This window comes from Kitasatospora purpeofusca, assembly GCF_000718025.1.
GTDB classification, from domain to species: Bacteria; Actinomycetota; Actinomycetes; order Streptomycetales; family Streptomycetaceae; genus Kitasatospora; species Kitasatospora purpeofusca.
Map to the genome: position 1 here is coordinate 249611 of NZ_JODS01000003.1, position 17195 is coordinate 266805.

Annotated in this window: 14 protein-coding genes; 8 read left to right on the forward strand and 6 right to left on the reverse strand. The window is 70.5% G+C overall.

What is annotated here, in order from left to right:
- Nucleotides 1-20: 20 nt before the first annotated feature.
- Both IF01_RS0107150 and IF01_RS0107155 read right to left on the reverse strand, forming a co-directional pair.
- Nucleotides 21-1103 carry an inositol-3-phosphate synthase gene (locus IF01_RS0107150; protein WP_030392440.1) on the reverse strand — a complete coding sequence of 361 codons (1083 nt, stop codon included), beginning with the start codon at nt 1101-1103 and terminating at the stop codon, nt 21-23.
- A 128-nt stretch (nt 1104-1231) separates the two neighbouring features.
- On the reverse strand, nt 1232-1930 hold the full coding sequence (locus tag IF01_RS0107155) for a PadR family transcriptional regulator (protein ID WP_030392441.1): 699 nt from the start codon (nt 1928-1930) through the stop codon (nt 1232-1234).
- 508 nt (nt 1931-2438) lie between these two features.
- Between IF01_RS0107155 and IF01_RS50910 the strand changes: the two genes are divergently transcribed.
- Both IF01_RS50910 and IF01_RS0107165 read left to right on the forward strand, forming a co-directional pair.
- Nucleotides 2439-5078, forward strand: coding sequence for a transglycosylase domain-containing protein (locus IF01_RS50910; protein ID WP_167349728.1), 2640 nt, complete (start codon nt 2439-2441; stop codon nt 5076-5078).
- A gap of 216 nt (nt 5079-5294) precedes the next feature.
- Nucleotides 5295-6833 (forward strand): glycosyltransferase family 87 protein, encoded by a 1539-nt coding sequence (locus tag IF01_RS0107165; RefSeq protein WP_051754999.1) that lies wholly within the window; start codon nt 5295-5297, stop codon nt 6831-6833.
- 67 nt (nt 6834-6900) lie between these two features.
- On the opposite strand, the gene IF01_RS0107170 is transcribed toward IF01_RS0107165, so the two are convergent.
- From IF01_RS0107170 to IF01_RS0107180, 3 genes are all read right to left on the reverse strand, one after another.
- A complete protein-coding gene (locus IF01_RS0107170) occupies nt 6901-7935 on the reverse strand; it encodes an alanine racemase (RefSeq protein WP_030392444.1) in 1035 nt (344 codons plus the stop codon).
- A 58-nt stretch (nt 7936-7993) separates the two neighbouring features.
- A complete protein-coding gene (locus IF01_RS0107175) occupies nt 7994-9112 on the reverse strand; it encodes a lipid II:glycine glycyltransferase FemX (RefSeq protein ID WP_030392445.1) in 1119 nt (372 codons plus the stop codon).
- 227 nt (nt 9113-9339) lie between these two features.
- Nucleotides 9340-9639, reverse strand: coding sequence for a hypothetical protein (locus IF01_RS0107180; protein ID WP_030392446.1), 300 nt, complete (start codon nt 9637-9639; stop codon nt 9340-9342).
- Between the two features lie 299 nt (nt 9640-9938).
- On the opposite strand from IF01_RS0107180, the gene rpsF reads away from it, so the two are divergent.
- The 4 genes from rpsF to rplI all read left to right on the forward strand — a co-directional run bounded on the left by rpsF (nt 9939) and on the right by rplI (nt 11717).
- Nucleotides 9939-10229: a 30S ribosomal protein S6 gene (gene rpsF, locus IF01_RS0107185; protein ID WP_030304539.1), complete on the forward strand. Its 291-nt coding sequence runs from the start codon at nt 9939-9941 to the stop codon at nt 10227-10229.
- A gap of 95 nt (nt 10230-10324) precedes the next feature.
- A complete protein-coding gene (locus tag IF01_RS0107190; protein ID WP_030392447.1) occupies nt 10325-10939 on the forward strand; it encodes a single-stranded DNA-binding protein in 615 nt (204 codons plus the stop codon).
- Nucleotides 10940-11016: 77 nt separating this feature from the next.
- Nucleotides 11017-11253, forward strand: coding sequence for a 30S ribosomal protein S18 (gene rpsR, locus IF01_RS0107195; RefSeq protein WP_030304537.1), 237 nt, complete (start codon nt 11017-11019; stop codon nt 11251-11253).
- 17 nt (nt 11254-11270) lie between these two features.
- On the forward strand, nt 11271-11717 hold the full coding sequence (gene rplI, locus IF01_RS0107200) for a 50S ribosomal protein L9 (RefSeq protein WP_030392448.1): 447 nt from the start codon (nt 11271-11273) through the stop codon (nt 11715-11717).
- A gap of 111 nt (nt 11718-11828) precedes the next feature.
- Here rplI and IF01_RS0107205 read toward each other — a convergent pair whose 3' ends face one another.
- Complete coding sequence (locus tag IF01_RS0107205) at nt 11829-13154, reverse strand: MATE family efflux transporter (protein ID WP_030392449.1); 1326 nt, start codon at nt 13152-13154, stop codon at nt 11829-11831.
- Between the two features lie 596 nt (nt 13155-13750).
- Here IF01_RS0107205 and dnaB point away from each other — a divergent pair.
- Together dnaB and IF01_RS0107220 are read left to right on the forward strand one after the other, a co-directional pair.
- Nucleotides 13751-15247, forward strand: coding sequence for a replicative DNA helicase (gene dnaB / locus IF01_RS0107215; RefSeq protein ID WP_051740702.1), 1497 nt, complete (start codon nt 13751-13753; stop codon nt 15245-15247).
- Nucleotides 15248-15473: 226 nt separating this feature from the next.
- Nucleotides 15474-17132, forward strand: coding sequence for a PKD domain-containing protein (locus tag IF01_RS0107220; protein WP_051740558.1), 1659 nt, complete (start codon nt 15474-15476; stop codon nt 17130-17132).
- Nucleotides 17133-17195 lie beyond the last annotated feature (63 nt).

Here is a 17195-nt window from a genome sequence, read left to right on the forward strand (position 1 = left end):
CAGCACTGGGAGGGGCGAGCTCAGCGCTCGACCTCGCCCTTGATGAACTTCTCGACGTTCTCGCGGGCCTCGTCGTCGAAGTACTGGACCGGCGGGGACTTCATGAAGTACGAGGAGGCCGAGAGGATCGGGCCACCGATGCCGCGGTCGAGGGCGATCTTCGCGGCGCGCACGGCGTCGATGATGACACCGGCGGAGTTCGGGGAGTCCCAGACCTCGAGCTTGTACTCGAGGTTCAGCGGGACGTCGCCGAACGCGCGGCCCTCGAGGCGGACGTACGCCCACTTGCGGTCGTCCAGCCAGGCCACGTAGTCCGAGGGACCGATGTGGACGTTGTTGGCGCCCAGCTCGCGGTCGCGGATCTGCGAGGTGACGGCCTGGGTCTTGGAGATCTTCTTGGACTCCAGGCGCTCGCGCTCGAGCATGTTCTTGAAGTCCATGTTGCCGCCGACGTTCAGCTGCATGGTGCGCTCGAGGACGACACCGCGGTCCTCGAACAGCTTGGCCATCACGCGGTGCGTGATGGTCGCGCCGACCTGGGACTTGATGTCGTCACCGACGATCGGCACGCCGGCCTCGGTGAACTTGTCCGCCCACTCCTTGGTGCCGGCGATGAACACCGGGAGGGCGTTCACGAAGGCGACCTTGGCGTCGATGGCGCACTGGGCGTAGAACTTGGCGGCGGCCTCGGAGCCCACCGGCAGGTAGCAGACCAGGACGTCGGCCTGGGCGTCCTTCAGGGCCTGGACGACGTCGACCGGGGTCTCGTCCGACTCCTCGATGGTCTCCCGGTAGTACTTGCCCAGGCCGTCCAAGGTGTGGCCGCGCTGGACCGTGATGCCGGTCGGGGGCACGTCGCAGATCTTGATGGTGTTGTTCTCGGACGCCGTGATGGCGTGCGCGAGGTCCTGGCCGACCTTCTTGGCGTCGACGTCGAAGGCGGCGACGAACTGCACGTCACTGACGTGGTAGTCACCGAACTGGACGTGCATCAGCCCGGGGACCTTGCCGGCCGGGTCGGCGTCCTTGTAGTACTCGACACCCTGCACCAGCGACGTGGCGCAGTTGCCCACACCCACGATGGCTACGCGAACCGAACCCATTCCCGGTTGCTCCCTGTGATCTCATGAGCGCCGCCGAAGGTCGGCGGTACTCGTCCTGCTTATTCGATGACTGCAAACGGGCGCATGACGCGCCCACTCCTGCCGCGCGGCACAGGGCTGACGCGGTCTCAGCGCTCCTGGGCGGAACGCCCCGGGCGGTCGTGCGGTGGCCCGGGCGGGTCCACGGACCCGTCCTCCTGGCCTCGGCCGTCCGAAGTCTGGGGTACTGCGGAGCCGGTCCCGTCGGCGGGCGCCCCGGTCCGGCCGGAGCGGTTGGCCCGCTCGGTCTCGATCAGCTCGTTGAGCCAGCGGACCTCGCGCTCCACCGACTCCAGTCCGTGCCGCTGCAGTTCGACCGTGTAGTCGTCGAACCGCTCGCGGGCCCGGGCCAGCGAGTTGCGCATCCGCTCCAGGCGCTCCTCCAGCCGGCTGCGGCGGCCCTCCAGGACGCGCATCCGCACGGCCCGGTCGGTCTGACCGAAGAAGGCGAAGTGCACACCGAAGTGCTCGTCCTCCCAGGCGTCCGGGCCGGCGTCGGCGAGCAGCTCCTCGAAACGCTGCTTGCCCTCGGCGGACAGCCGGTAGACGATCTTGGACCGCTTGCCGTTGAGCGCGGTGGCCGGGACGTACTCGACGTCCGGGTTGTCCTCGACCAGGAAACCCTGGGCCACCAGGCTCTTCAGACAGGGGTAGAGCGTCCCGTACGAGAAGGCGCGGAACGAGCCGAGCAGGACATTGAGCCTCTTGCGCAGCTCGTAACCGTGCATCGGGGCGTCGTGGAGCAGTCCGAGAACGGCGAACTCCAGCACTCCTGAGCGTCTGCCCACTGCCTTCGTCCTCCCCTCTCCGGTCGGTCCGCGACCCGCCTCGACCGGCGCTATGCCGTTCCGATGTATCGGCTCGATATATCGAGAACAGTAAGCCTGGGTCCGCGAACGGGCAAGGGGGACGCGCGTGAATGTGATCACAAGACGACGCGCGGGTGTGCTTGGCAACGGGCGTGTAATGATCTGTTGCCGTTTTGCGGTTATTGGCGATTGATGCCCGATTAGTTCGGATTCGGAGCTGCGTACGCTGTCGCGTGTGCACGAGGACCACCTCCGGGGTTAGGGCGGTTACGGGCATCGGACGTGGACCCTGCCTTCAGGCTCGACCGGCCTGGCGAGGAGTAGCTGGAAGATGAGCGAACGACGGCGCAGGTCGCCCGGCGGCGACGGTCGCCCGCCGGGCGGCGGCAACGGACGGTCGGAAGGAGCCGGGCGCGACGAGCTGGGCTCGGAGGGTCTGGGCCGACGGCGCCCGCCGGGCGCGCGGGACACCGCCCAGCAGCCCCGGATGACCCGAGCCGAAATGCGGAAGGCCGCCCAGAAGGGCGGCCGTCGCGGTGCCGAGACGGCGGCCGCAGGCGCGGCCGCCGGCCGGGGCGGCGCCCCCGGCAAGAAACGGTTCATCGACTACCCGCGCTTCGGCAAGCAGGGCGTCCGCCGCTGGCTGCCCTCCTGGCGGCAGTGGCTGAGCGCCGTGCTGCTCTTCGCCGCGGCCTGCGTGGGGGCGGTCTTCTTCGTCTACCAGAGCACCAAGATCCCGCCGCTGAACGCCCTGGTGAACGACCAGAACAACATCTACTACTGGGCCGACAACACCGAGATGGTCCGCAAGGGCGAGACCAACCGGCAGATCGTCGAGCTGGCGGACATCTCGCCCAACCTCCAGAACGCGGTCATCGCGGCGGAGAACGAGACCTTCCGCACCGACAGCGGCATCGACCCCAAGGGCATGCTGCGCGCGGTGGTCAACATGGCCAAGGGCGGCCAGACCCAGGGCGCCTCGACCATCACCCAGCAGTACGTCAAGAACGCCTACCTGACCCAGGAGCAGACTCTCAGCCGCAAGGTGAAGGAGTTCTTCATCACCCTGAAGGTCAATCAGGAGTACGAGAAGCCCGACATCCTCAAGGGCTACCTCAACACCAGTTGGTTCGGCCGCGGCGCCACCGGCGCCCAGGCCGCCGCCCAGGCGTACTACGGCGTCAACGCCAAGGACCTCGACCTGTGCCAGAGCGCCATGCTGGCCGGCCTGCTCAAGGGCGCGTCGTACTACGACCCGACCATCAAGGCCAACCAGGCCCGCGCCGAGGAGCGCTGGAAGTGGATCCTCGACCGGATGGTGGAGACCAAGAACACCACCGCCGAGGAGCGGGCGAAGTGCACCGCCTTCCCCACCCCGATCAAGCAGGTCCCGTCGGCCAATATGAACGGTCAGATCAGCTACATGGTCGAGACCGCCAACAAGTACGTCATGGCCAAGGACCCGACGATCGACCAGCGGGCGATCGACAAGGGCGGCTTCAAGATCTACACGACCTTCCAGAAGGACAAGGTCGACGCCCTGAAGAAGGCCGTGGACGACGTCAAGGCGGAGACCCTCAACGTCCAGAAGCGCCCGAACAACGACAACTTCGTCCAGTTCGGCGCCTCCAGCATCGTCCCCGGTGACGGCGCGATCGTCGCCATCTACGGCGGCGAGGGCGTGGAGAACGGGAACTTCGGCAACAACGCCGACGCCCAGGGCGTCCAGGTCGGCTCGACCTTCAAGCCCTTCGTCCTGGCCGCGGCCATGCAGACCGGTGTGCAGACCGCGACCGACGACAAGGGCAAGCCCAAGCGGATCAACGCCGACAGCCGCTACCTGTCCGACGACCTCTCGGAGATCCGCAAGCCGGACGGCTCGCTGCTGCTCGGTGACGACGGCAAGCCGTACCGGCAGAAGAACGAGGAGAAGGGCAAGCGCGGTTACGTCTCGCTGCGGATGGCCATGCAGTACTCCTACAACGTGCCCTTCGTGCAGCTGAACCAGGACGTCGGCGGCCAGACCGTGATGCAGACCGCCGAGGCGCTGGGCATCCGCAAGGAGAGCATCGAGAAGGAGTCGAAGACGGCGACCTTCCCGCTCGGCGTCTCCACCGTCAGCCCGATCCGGATGGCGGACGCCTACGCGACCTTCGCCGCCAGCGGCAAGCAGGCCGAGCCCTACTCGGTCGCCAAGGTCCTGGTGGACGGCAAGGAGCGACCCGGTTTCGGCAAGCACGAGACCAAGCAGGCGGTGGAGGCGGTGGTCGCCGACAACATCACCGACGTGCTGGTGAACGTGGCGCAGAACGGTACCGGTAAGAAGACCAACACCCTGGGCCGCCCGGTGGCCGGCAAGACCGGTACCACCGACGAGAACAAGTCGGCCTGGTGGGTCGGCTACACCCCGCAGCTGGCCACCAGCGTGGCGATGTGGCGCGAGGACCCGACCGCGCACGAGCGGCTCTCGCTGAACGGCACCGGCGGCAAGGACTCGGTGCACGGTGGTGACGTCCCCGCGGACGTCTTCACCCGGTACATGAAGGCCGCGCTGGCCAACGAGAAGAAGCTGAACTTCCCGACCCCGCAGCCGGTCGGCTCGCAGGTCGACTCCTCGGGCGCGCCGAGCACGGCGAGCGCCGTGCCGACCCCGACCACGACCGAGAGCGTGACCGCTCCCCCGGTCGACCCGAACGCCGGGCAGCCGACCCAGCCGCCGGTCACCCAGGGGCCGGCCTGCGTCCCGGGCGTCGACTGCCCGGGCACGGTGCCCACCCAGCCCGGTCCGACCAAGACCAACCCGAACCCGGGCGGCGGGACGACCGGCGGTGGCGGGACCAACGGCGGCGGCGCAAACGGCGGCGGCGCAAACGGCGGCGGCACGGCCAACGGCGGTGGCGCCAACGGTGGCGGTACCAACGGCGGCGGCGCCAACGGCGGCGGTGGCACCACGCCCTCGCCGAGCTGCCTGCTCGGTCCGATCGGCTGCAGCACGCCGACCCAGCCGGCCACCCCGACCCCGGATCCGGGCGGCGGGGCCGGCGGCGCGACCGGCGGCCCGACCAGCAAGCCGCCGAAGCCGTCCACCTCGCCCTCACCGGGCGGCGGCAGCGCCATGGTGCCGTAGCAGGCGCCGCAGCGAGCGGCTCGGCAAGCGGTGACCGCGGAACGGCGGTGGGAGGCTCCCCGGAGCCCCCGCCGCCGTTTCGCCGTATTCGGCGCGATTCGTGCCGGTACCCGGGCCCCGGGCGGCCGACCCGGGGCCGACCCGGCGGCCCCGGCCCCGGGAAAAGGGGCAGGGTCCTCCTCGTACGCGCGGGCGGGGTGCGGCAGGATGTCCGCCATGACGTCCAGCACTCGTGAGGAAGAGGACCGGGCCGCGCCGGCGGCCGGTCCACAGGCCAACACCGTGGTGGTGCCGGCGGACGAGGACCCGGTCGCGGCCGCGGGCAGCGAGGTGATCGGCGGTCCGCCCGGGCGGCGCGCCCTGCTCGGCGTCTCCTGGTGGATCCCGGCCCGCTTCCTGGCGCTGGTGGTGATCGTGGTCTCGGTGCTGGGCATGGCGCAGAAGCTGCCCTGCTACAACGCCGCCTGGTTCCAGCCCGGCTCGCCGCAGTACGTGCACGCCTGCTACAGCGACATCCCGCACCTGTTCTCCGGGCGCGGCTTCGCGGCCGGGCTGCACCCCTACGTGGACCGGATCCCGGGCACCTCCGGGGATCTGCAGTTCCTGGAGTACCCGGTGCTGACCGGCCTGTTCATGCAGGTCTCGGCCTGGCTGACGCCCGGCGGCGGCGCCCTCCAGGACCAGGAGCGCTGGTTCTGGACCATCAACGCGGGCCTGCTGATGGCCTGCGCGGTGGTCGCCGTGGTCGCGCTCTCCCGCACCCACCGGCGCCGCCCCTGGGACGCGCTGATGTTCGCCCTGGCACCGGTGCTGCTGCTCAACGCCACCGTCAACTGGGACCTGCTGGCGGTCGCGCTGGCCGCCGTCGCGCTCGCCTGGTGGTCCGGTTCGCGGCCGCTCTGGGCCGGCGTGTTCATCGGGCTCGCCACCGCGGCCAAGCTCTACCCGCTGCTGCTGCTCGGCCCCCTGGTGGTGCTCTGCTGGCGGGCCGGACGCGGTCGCGACCTGCGGGCCCTGCTCGGCGGAGCGGTCGGCGCCTGGCTGCTGGTCAATCTGCCGATCATGATGGCGAACTGGCAGGGCTGGTCGACCTTCTACGTCTTCAGCAAGCACCGCACCGAGGACTACGGCTCGCTGTGGCTGATCCTGATGCAGAACCGCGGCGTCGGACTGGCGAACCTCGACACCTTCATCGCCGTCCTGATGCTGCTGAGCTGCGCGGGGATAGCGTGGCTCGGGCTCGCGGCGCCGCGCCGGCCGAGGGTGGTCCAGCTGGCCTTCCTGGTGGTGGCCGCGTTCGTGCTCCTCAACAAGGTGTACTCGCCGCAGTACGTGCTCTGGCTGCTGCCGCTGGCGGTGCTGGCCCGGCCGCGCTGGCGGGACATCCTGATCTGGCAGGCCTGCGAGGTGCTCTACACCCTGGGCATCTGGTCCCACCTGGGCTTCGTCACCGGCGCCAAGCAGCACGGGATCGGCGAGTCCTGGTACCACTTCGCGATCGTGCTGCACCTGCTCGGCACGCTCTACCTGGTGGGCCTGGTGGTCCGGGACATCCTGCTGCCGGACCGCGACCCGGTCCGCTGGGACGGCAGCGACGACCCGTCCGGCGGGGTGCTCGACGGGGCCCCGGACGTGTTCGTGCTCGGCAGCGCCCGCCGGCTGCGCGAGGAGGAGAGCTACGCCGGATACGCGCCGGCCGGCCCCGAGGCGTGGCTGGAGGAGCCGCCCGCCGCGGAACCGGCCGAGAAGGTCTGACCGACCGGACCGGCCCCCGCGGGGGCCGGTCCTGCTTCTAGCGGTCGACCTTCCAGTGGTCGACCTTCTAGCGGTCGACCACGCGGTCGAAGTGCGTGGTGGTGTGCCGGACCTGGAGGCCCAGCTCGTCGCCGATCACCGGCGGCTCGCTCTCGCCGTCCAGGAGGAGCAGCGACACCTGCATGTGCGGCGGCTCGGCGAACCAGAGCTGCTTGCCCGCCCAGTGGTACGGCGACTTGGTCTTGTTGACGGTGGCCAGGCCGGCCCGGGCGATGCCCTTGGCCCGCGAGGACATGCCCTGGACGTACTTGGGCGCCTCCAGGCCGATGCCGTGCGCGGTGCCGCCGGCGACCACCAGCAGGTGGCCGTCGGCCGGCGCCGGGTGCTGGCGGTAGCCGTAGCGGTCGCCCTTCTTGACCGGGGTCACGTCCAGCACCGTGGCCCTGACCTCCAGCGCGCCGTGGTCGCCCAGCCAGAGCCGGGTGCCGATCCGGGCCCGGAAGACGGTGCCGGGGAAGCGCTGGGTCAGCTGCTCCATGCCCGCCGCGCCGAGGTGGCTGACGAAGACGGTGTGCACCGGGAGGCCGGCGGCCCGGGCGGTCTCCACCCAGTACGCGACCTCCTCGACGGGGCTGGAGCCGTCCGGCCGGTCCATCGGCAGGTGCAGCGCCAGGCCCTCGAAGGCGACGCCGTCCAGCTCGGCGGCGACCGTCGTGAGGTCGGCCGCCGAGACGCCGTGCCGGCGCATGGTGGTCATGCACTCCAGCACCACCCGGGCGCCGTGCAGCGCCCGCAGGCCGTCCACGCTCGCCACCGTCCGGATCACCCGGGCGTGCGGCAGCGGGAGCGCCTCCTCGCCCACCCGGTAGGGGGTGAGCACCAGCAGCTCGCCGCCGTACCAGTCGGCCGCGTCGGCGGCCTCGTAGGCGGTGCCGACGGCCAGCACGCCGGTGCCGAGGAGGGTCGCCTCCTCGGCCAGGCGGTGGTTGCCCAGTCCGTAGCCGTTGCCCTTCGCCACCGGCACCAGGCCGGGGAACTCGGCCAGGACGGAGCGCTGGTGGGTACGCCAGCGTTCGGTGTCGAGATAGAGCGACAGCGTCATCGGGTCATCTCCCAGGGGGTGTTGGGCACGGCGGCTCGGGAACTCGGCGGGGTGCTGCTCAGCGGCGCGACATGTAGAGGTCGAGGGCCTTGTGCAGCAGCTTGTTGAGCGGGAAGTCCCACTCGCCGAGGTACTCGGCGGCCTGGCCGCCGGTGCCGACCTTGAACTGGATCAGGCCGAACAGGTGGTCGTTCTCGTCCAGGGTGTCGGAGATCCCGCGGAGGTCGTACACGCCGCCGCCCAGCGCGTAGGAGTCGCGCATCATCCGCCACTGGATCGCGTTGGACGGCTTGACCTCGCGCTTGTGGTTGGCCGAGGCGCCGTAGGAGTACCAGACGTGCTCGCCGACGACCAGCATCGTGGTCGCCGCCAGCGGCTCGCCCTCGTGGTAGGCGATGTACAGCCGCATCCGGTTCGGGTCCTCGGCGGTGAGGGCGTTCCACATCCGCTGGAAGTACGACAGCGGGCGCGGGGTGAACTTGTCGCGCTCGGCGGTCACCAGGTAGAGCTGGTGGAAGATCGGCAGCTCGTCGTAGCCGCCCTGGACCACCTCGACGCCGCTCTTCTCGGCCTTCTTGATGTTGCGGCGCCAGAGCTGGTTGAAGCCCTTCTGGATGTCGTCCAGCGAGCGGTTGGCCAGCGGCACCTGGAAGACGTAGCGCGGCTGGACGTCGCCGAAGCCGGCGCCGCCGTCCTCGCCCTGGAGCCAGCCGGCCTTGCGCAGCCGGTCGGCGACCTCGAAGGCGCGCGGCTCGTACCAGTCGGCCTCGATGTCGCGCAGGCGCTTCGCCTCCTTGCCGGCGATGGCCTCCTTGATGGTCGGGGCGTTCCAGCGGCGGATGACCACCGGCGGGCCCATCTTCACCGAGAAGGCGCCCTGGGACTTCAGGTGGGCGAGCATCGGCTGCAGCCAGCGGTCGAGGTCCCGGTCGAACCAGTCGATCACCGGGCCCTCGGGCAGGTAGGCGAGGTAGCGCTTGACCTTGGGCAGCTGGCGGTAGAGCACCAGGCCGGCGCCGACCAGCTGGTTGTGCTGGTCGAACCAGCCGATCGACTCGGTGCGCCACTCGGCCTTCACGTCGCCCCAGGACGGCACCTGCATGTGGCTGGCCGAGGCGCGGCTCCTGATGAAGGCGAGGTGCTCCTCGCGGGTGATCGTCCTCAGGCGCAGGCTCATGCTCGGTGCTCCTCGTCGGTCGGGCTGCGGTGGGCCCCGTGTTCTCGGGCTGACCCTATCGTCCGGGGTTCTGTCGGCCGTGGGTCCCGTCCGCCGCGGGTCCCGGCCGCGGTGGGTCCCGGCTGCTGCGGGCCGTCCGCCGCGGGCACGACGGCGCCCCCGCGGCGTACCGGTCCGTCGAAGACAGATACGCCGCGGGGGCGCCGGGGGTTCCTTGCGGGGGTGCGCTAGCCCCAGAGCCCGCCGCGGGCGATACCGAGGTAGAAGCCGATCGCCGAGGCGCCGAGCGTGATCATCAGGACGAAGCGCTCGGCCGTGGTCACGGAGATGTACATCCCCAGCAGGCCGGTGATGATCCCGAACAGGCCGGTCCACGAGGTCAGCAGATGCAGGTTGTGGAAGAACGAGGTGGTGAAGGCGATCACGCCCAGTACGGCGGTGACGCCAACCAGGGTGTTCTCGCGCGGGTGCGGGTGGCCGTCGGTGTTCAGGGTGAGGGCCGGCATGCGGTGGACGGTCTGGGCCATGTGTCCCACCTCCTGGCGTGGAGACGAACGAGCAGGAAACCCGTTCCGTCCAGATTGCGGCGGTTGGGCCGGTCTCACAACCCCTATGCGTTTTGTTCGTCCGTCCGGGTGCGGGTAGGGTGGGTCGTCTGCACTGGTGTAGTTGTGCCCTCCGCTGCCCTCTTTCGGGTGAACGGGGACGGGCTGTCCGACCCGGCCGCTACGGTGGCCGAAGTCGGCACGACACCGGTGTCGACGCTGCACAACCCTCCTGCCACGGAGAGACCGTGGCCGTTGAGTCCAAAGGAGGTGGGTTACTCATGCGTCACTACGAGGTGATGGTCATCCTCGACCCCTCGGTCGAGGAGCGCGCCGTTTCCCCCCTGATCGAGAGCTTCCTGGCTGTCGTCCGCAACGCGGGCGGCAAGGTCGAGAAGGTCGACACCTGGGGTCGCCGCCGTCTGGCCTACGAGATCAACAAGCAGTCCGAGGGCATCTACTCGGTCATCGACCTCCAGGCCACGCCTGAGGTCGTCAAGGAGCTCGACCGCCAGATGGGCCTGAGCGAGTCGGTTCTGCGGACCAAGGTCCTGCGCCCGGACACCCACTGAGCCACCTCTGAGGCCTTCGGGTCTCGGGTAGCTCGCGTCCGCTGTTTCACGTGAAACAGCGGTGAACGGACATCTTCCCGAGAGGTCATCACCACATGGCAGGCGAGACCGTCATCACCCTCGTCGGCAATCTCGTCGACGACCCCGAGCTGCGCTTCACCCCGTCGGGTGCGGCGGTCGCGAAGTTCCGCATCGCGTCCACCCCCCGCACCTTCGACCGTCAGACGAACGAGTGGAAGGACGGCGAGAGCCTCTTCCTCACGTGCAACGTCTGGCGGCAGCCGGCGGAGAACGTGGCCGAGTCGCTGCAGCGCGGCATGCGCGTCATCGTGCAGGGCCGACTGCGCCAGCGGTCTTACGAGACCAAGGAAGGCGAGAAGCGGACGGTCTTCGAGGTCGAGGTCGACGAGGTCGGTCCGAGCCTGCGCTCGGCGACCGCGAAGGTCACCCGGGCCAACCGGTCCGGTGGTCCCGGCGGCGCCCCCGGTGGCGGCGGCTTCGGCGGCGGCCCTCAGGGCGGCGGCCAGGGCGGCGGCAACTGGGGCGGCGGTGGCGGCCAGCAGGGTGGCGGCTGGGGTGGAAACTCCGGTGGCCAGTCCGGCCCCTCCGACGACCCGTGGGCGTCCAGCGCTCCCTCTGGTGGAAACCAGGGTGGCGGCAGCTGGGGTGCCCCGTCCGGTGGCGGCTTCTCGGAAGAGCCCCCGTTCTAAGAGCTGACAGATTTCGTGCGGCCAGGGGCCCGGCGTCGTGAGACGCCGGCCCGGTCGTGAACCCAATGGAGCACACAATGGCGAAGCCGCCTGCTCGCAAGCCGAAGAAGAAGGTTTGCGTCTTCTGCAAGGACAAGGTCAACTACGTTGACTACAAGGACACGAACCTGCTGCGGAAGTTCATCTCCGACCGTGGCAAGATCCGTGCCCGCCGGGTCACCGGCAACTGCACCCAGCACCAGCGTGACGTCGCCACGGCCGTGAAGAACAGCCGTGAGATGGCGCTGCTGCCCTACACCAGCACCGCGCGCTAAGAGAGGGTGACCGAATAATGAAGATCATCCTCACTCACGAGGTGCCGGGTCTCGGCTCCGCCGGCGAGGTCGTCGAGGTCAAGGACGGCTACGCCCGCAACTACCTGGTCCCGCGTGGCTACGCCATCCGCTGGACCAAGGGTGGTCAGAAGGACGTCGACGCCATCCGTCGCGCCCGCAAGATCCACCAGATCCAGACCCTCGAGGCCGCCAACGAGGTCAAGGGCAAGCTCGAGGGCGTCCAGGTCAAGCTGGCCGTTCGCTCGGGCGACGCCGGCCGTCTGTTCGGCTCGGTGACCCAGGCCGACGTCGTCGAGGCCATCAAGGCCGCCGGCGGCCCGGCGGTCGACAAGCGCGCCGTCGCGATCGCCTCGCCGATCAAGACCGTGGGCACCCACAAGGTCTCGGTCAAGCTGCACTCGGACGTCCAGGCCAACCTGGACATCGCCGTCGTCGCCGCCTGATCAGCGACAACGCCGTAGCAGTGGCCGCAGGGCCGGTCTCCCCCTCGGGGGAGGCCGGCCCTCGGTCGTTCCGGGACGCCCGAACCGGTACGCCCCGTAGGGCGTCGGGGCTCAGTTCCGGACGGCGCCGGTGACCAGCCACTTGCCGCCCCGGGCCCGCGCGGCCAGGAAGCCGGCGCGGACCAGCATGAAGAGGTTCAGCGCCCACCAGAGCCCGGCCAGCCCGGTGCCGCTGGCCGGCACCGCGAGCGCGGCCGGGGCGAACACGACGAGCGTGGCGAGCATCGCCCGGGCCAGGTACGTGCCGTCCCCCGCGCCCATCAGTACGCCGTCCAGGACGTAGACCAGCCCGGAGACCGGCTGGCAGAGCGCGAGCAGCAGCAGGACGGTGTTCAGCTCCTGCTGCACCGCCGGGTCCGGGGTGAACAGCGGGACGTACAGGGGCCGGGCGACCACGATCAGCACGCCCAGCACCGCCCCGGCGCCGACGCCCCACTCGATCATCCGCCGGGTGGCCGCCCGGGTACCCGGAATGTCCGAGGCGCCCAGGTAGCGGCCGATGATCGCCTGGCCGGCGATCGCGATGGAGTCCAGCGCGAAGGCGATGAACAGCAGCACCGTCATGGCGATCTGGTGCGCGGCGATCTCCTTGTCACCGAGACCGGCGGCCACCGCGGTGGCGATCATCAGGATCGCGCGCAGGCTCAGGGTGCGGACCATCAGCGGCCCGCCGGCCCTGGCGCTCGCGCGTATCCCGGCGGCGTCCGGCCGGAGCGAGGCCCGTTCCCGGCGGGCCCCGCGCACCACCACGAACACGTAGACGGCGGCCATGCCGGTCTGGGCGATCACCGTGCCCCAGGCCGAGCCGGCCACCCCGAGCCCGGCGCCGTAGACCAGACCGGCGTTCAGTCCGAGGTTGGCGGCGAACCCGGCGACGGCCACGTACAGCGGAGTCCGGGTGTCCTGGAGGCCGCGGAGCACGCCGGTGGCGGCCATCACCATGAGGACGGCCGGGATGCCGAGCGCGCTGATCCGCAGATAGGTCACCGCGTACGGGGCGGCGGTCGCCGAGGCACCGAGGACGTCGGCCACCCGGGGGGCCAGCAGCAGGGTCAGCGCGACCACGGCGGCGGAGAGCGCCAGGGCCAGCCAGATTCCGTCGATGCCCTGCTGGATCGCGGCCCGGCGGTCCCCGGCGCCGATCCGGCGGGCGACCGCGGCGGTGGTGGCGTAGGCGAGGAAGACGAACACCCCGGTCGCGGTGGTGAGGGCGGCCGAGGCGACGCCGACACCGGCCAGCTGGGCCGTGCCGAGGTGGCCCACGATGGCGGAGTCGGCCATCAGGAAGAGCGGCTCGGCGACCAGGGCGCCGAAGGCGGGGACGGCGAGGGCGAGGATCTCCCGGTCGTGGCGGCGGCGGTCGGCGGTGAGGGTCATGGGGTCCAGGCTACTCATCCACAGGTAAGCGCCGCCAGGGGGTTTTGCAGCTTACTCGTACGCCTGGGCGACTGGGCCGTCCGGGTCTGTGTCCACCGCCACCCGACTGTGTGTGAAGAATTTCTCATGCACAGGCCCTGGAGGAGGGAATCCCAGGTCAGCGAGTTGACGGTGGATCGATGGTCTGGTTATCCACAGGGCTTTCCACAGGGGCGTCCACAGGTTTGCGGTACTTCTCCACAGCCAGCGGCCGCTCGTCCACACCCCCTGTGGATAACCGCCTTGGCCGAAAGGCTCCCGGCGCCTTAGCGTGGGGCCTCCGGCCGACACTCCCACCCGCCCCGGCGTCCGATTTGTCGGTGCGGTGGCGTAGAAATGCGGTGGCGGGGAGTCGGGTTCCGCTCCCTCCCGGCCGCCACCGGCAAGGCCCGCTCCAACTCGCACCACTCGCTGATCGGGGAACACGCGTGACCGGCCCCCAGTACGACGACCACGACGCCCCGCCCCCGCCGGAGGACGACTGGCAGGGTGCCGACGACCCCTTCCCGGTCGGTGCCTTCGCCGACGCCCCCTTCCCGGACGGTCCCGGCGACCGGCTGCCGGTCTCGCGTGCCCGCGGCAACGGCCAGGGCAAGGGAGAGGGCGGCGGCTTCCAGAAGGGCGGCAAGGGCGGTTCCGGTGGCTCCGGCGGTTCGGGCGGCTTCCAGCGGGACGGCAAGCGGCGCCAGGGCGGCGAGGACGAGCGCTCCGGGGAGGGCGGCCTGGAGGGCTTCGAGCGGGTCCCCCCGCAGGACCTCGCGGCCGAGCAGTCCGTCCTCGGCGGCATGCTGCTGTCCAAGGACGCCATCGCCGACGTGGTCGAGGTGCTCAAGCCCGCCGACTACTACCGCCCCGCGCACGAGCTGGTGCACGGCGCGATCCTCGACCTGTACGCGCGCGGCGAGCCGGCCGACCCGATCACCGTCGCCGGTGAGCTGACCAAGCGCGGCGAGCTCCAGCGGGTCGGCGGCCCCGGCTACCTGCACACCCTGGTCAACTCCGTCCCGACCGCCGCCAACGCCGAGTACTACGCGCAGATCGTGCACGAGCGCGCGGTGCTGCGCCGGCTGGTCGAGGCGGGCACCCGGATCGCGGGCATGGGCTACGCCGCCGAGGGCGACGTCGACGAGATCGTCAACGCGGCCCAGGCGGAGATCTACGCCGTCACCGAGCAGCGCACCAACGAGGACTACGCCCCGCTCGCCGACATCATGGAGGGCGCCCTCGACGAGATCGAGTCGATCGGCTCCCGCAACGGCCAGATGTCCGGCGTCCCGACCGGCTTCGCCGACTTCGACGCGCTCACCAACGGGCTCCACCCCGGCCAGATGATCGTCATCGCGGCCCGTCCCGCGATGGGCAAGTCCACCCTGGCGCTGGACTTCGCCCGGGCCTGCTCGATCCACCACAAGCTGCCGAGCGTGATCTTCTCGCTCGAAATGGGCCGCAACGAGATCGCCATGCGTCTGCTCTCCGCCGAGGCGCGGGTGGCGCTGCACCACATGCGCTCCGGCTCGATGACGGACGACGACTGGACCCGGGTCGCCCGCCGGATGCCCGACGTCAGCGAGGCGCCGCTGTTCATCGACGACTCGCCGAACCTGTCGATGATGGAGATCCGCGCCAAGTGCCGCCGGCTCAAGCAGCGCAACGACATCAAACTGGTCGTCATCGACTACCTCCAGCTGATGCAGTCCGGCGGCTCCCGCCGGGCCGAGAACCGTCAGCAGGAGGTCTCCGACATGTCGCGAAACCTGAAGCTGCTGGCCAAGGAGCTGGAGGTGCCGGTGATCGCGCTGTCCCAGCTGAACCGTGGTCCCGAACAGCGCACCGACAAGCGGCCGATGGTCTCCGACCTGCGTGAGTCCGGCTCGATCGAGCAGGACGCGGACATGGTCATCCTGCTGCATCGCGAGGACGCCTACGAGAAGGAGTCCCCCCGCGCCGGCGAGGCCGACCTCATCGTGGCCAAGCACCGCAACGGCCCGACCGCCACCATCACCGTGGCCTTCCAGGGCCACTACTCGCGCTTCGTCGACATGACCCGCGACTGATCCGCGACCGTCGCCCGCCACCGGTCCGCTGGTGACCGAGAGTGATATTTAGTGACCGCAGGACCGCTCCACGAGCGGTCCTGCGGTCGGTCCGGACCGTTCTGTCCGGTACGCCCCCGCCCAGGGATCGGGACTGTCGGAAAACCGTTGCTCCGTACGCGGTCCTTCAGTAGCCTGCGCGAGCACCTGTTCGGTGCTTCGTTCGACAACACCCTTGGGGGGTACGGTGCTCAGTCACCGTCACATCATCGTCGCCGCCGCCGTGGTGACGAGCCTGGTCGTCGGTCCCGGCCTCGCCGTCGCGGCCGGAACCGGTACGGCGGGGGCCCCGGCCCACCCGGCCGCGGGCGCCGTGCCGGCCAAGCCGGCCAAGTCGCTCGGCGACATCGCCTCCTCCGCCTTCGGCACTGTCCGTAGCCCCGCCGAGGCCTCGGTGCGGCAGCAGAGCAAGGCCGCCAAGGCCCAGGGGGCCGCCGCCGCGACGGCCAACAACAGCCTGGCCGTGGGCGTCGGCGTCTACGGCACCAGCGCCCGCAGCGTCCAGGCGATCACCTGGATCAACAGCGACATCGCGCCGCTCGACCTGGTGGTCGACTGGGGTGACGGCACCTCGGACCGCATCAACGGGGTCGGCACCGGTCAGGGCATCCACGACCACGACTATGCCGCCCTCGGCCAGTACACGGTCACGGTCACGGTCTCGGACGGCAACGGCGAGACCACGACCAACAGCGTCACGGTCGCCACCGCCGGTACCAAGTTCACCCCGTACGGTCCGACCCGGCTGCTCGACACCCGCGACGGCACCGGCGCCCCGGCGGGCCGGGTGCAGCCCTGGGCCGAGACCCGGGTGAAGATCGCCGGCAACGGCGGGATCCCGGAGGGGGTGACCGCGGTGGCGCTCAACCTCACCGTCGTCGACCCGACCGGCGGCGCGGGCCACATCATCGCCTACCCCGGTGAGGAGACCCGTCCGGAGACCTCGAACGTCAACTACACCCCGGGCCAGACCGTCCCCAACCTGGCCATCGTCCCGGTCGGCGCCGACGGCTACGTCAACCTGTACAACCGGGGCGGCGCCGCCGTCGACCTGCTCGCCGACATCGCGGGCTACTTCACCAGCTCGGAGGCCGCCGGCTACACCCCGGTCGGCCCGACCCGGCTGGTGGACACCCGTGAGGGCCAGGGCAAGGTGCCCGGATGGACCTCCTTCCCGGTCCGGACGGCGGGCCAGGCGGGCATTCCGGCCGGGGTGAGCGCGGTGGCGCTCAATGTCACGGTGACCGACCCGCAGAGCGACGGCCACCTGACCGTCTACCCGGGCGACCGCCAGGCGCCGAGCGTGTCCAACCTCAACTTCCGCCGCGGGCAGACCATCGCCAACTCGGTGATCGTGCCGGTGGACGCGTCGGGCCGGATCCAGGTGCTCAACGGTGCCCAGGGCGCCTCGGACGTGATCGTGGACGTCGTCGGCTACTACGCGGCCGGCGGCAGCGCCTACGTCCCGAGCTCCCCGGTGCGCCTCGCGGACACCCGGAACGTGGAGGGCGGTTCGATCTCCAGCCAGGGCTACCTCTACATGGGTCTGGGCGTGGGCGCCCCGGAGTTCACCGGCTTCGTGCTCAACAGCACGGTGACCAACACCCAGACCGACGGTCACCTGACGGTCTTCCCGGACCCGAACAGCATCGACCGGTACCAGGACGGCACCTACGCCTGGCCCACCAAGCCGAACGCCTCCACGTTGAACTGGAAGGCCGGCGAGACCGTGCCGAACCTGGTCCAGGCGGACCCCGGCGTCAACGGGATCATCGACTTCTGGAACGCCAGCGGCGGCAACGCCGATCTGGTCGTCGACCTGTTCGGCTTCTACATGAACCGCTGATCCCCGGCGGGCGACCGCACCCCGGGAGCGGCCTCACCAGGCCGCTCCCGGGCGTTTCCCGGC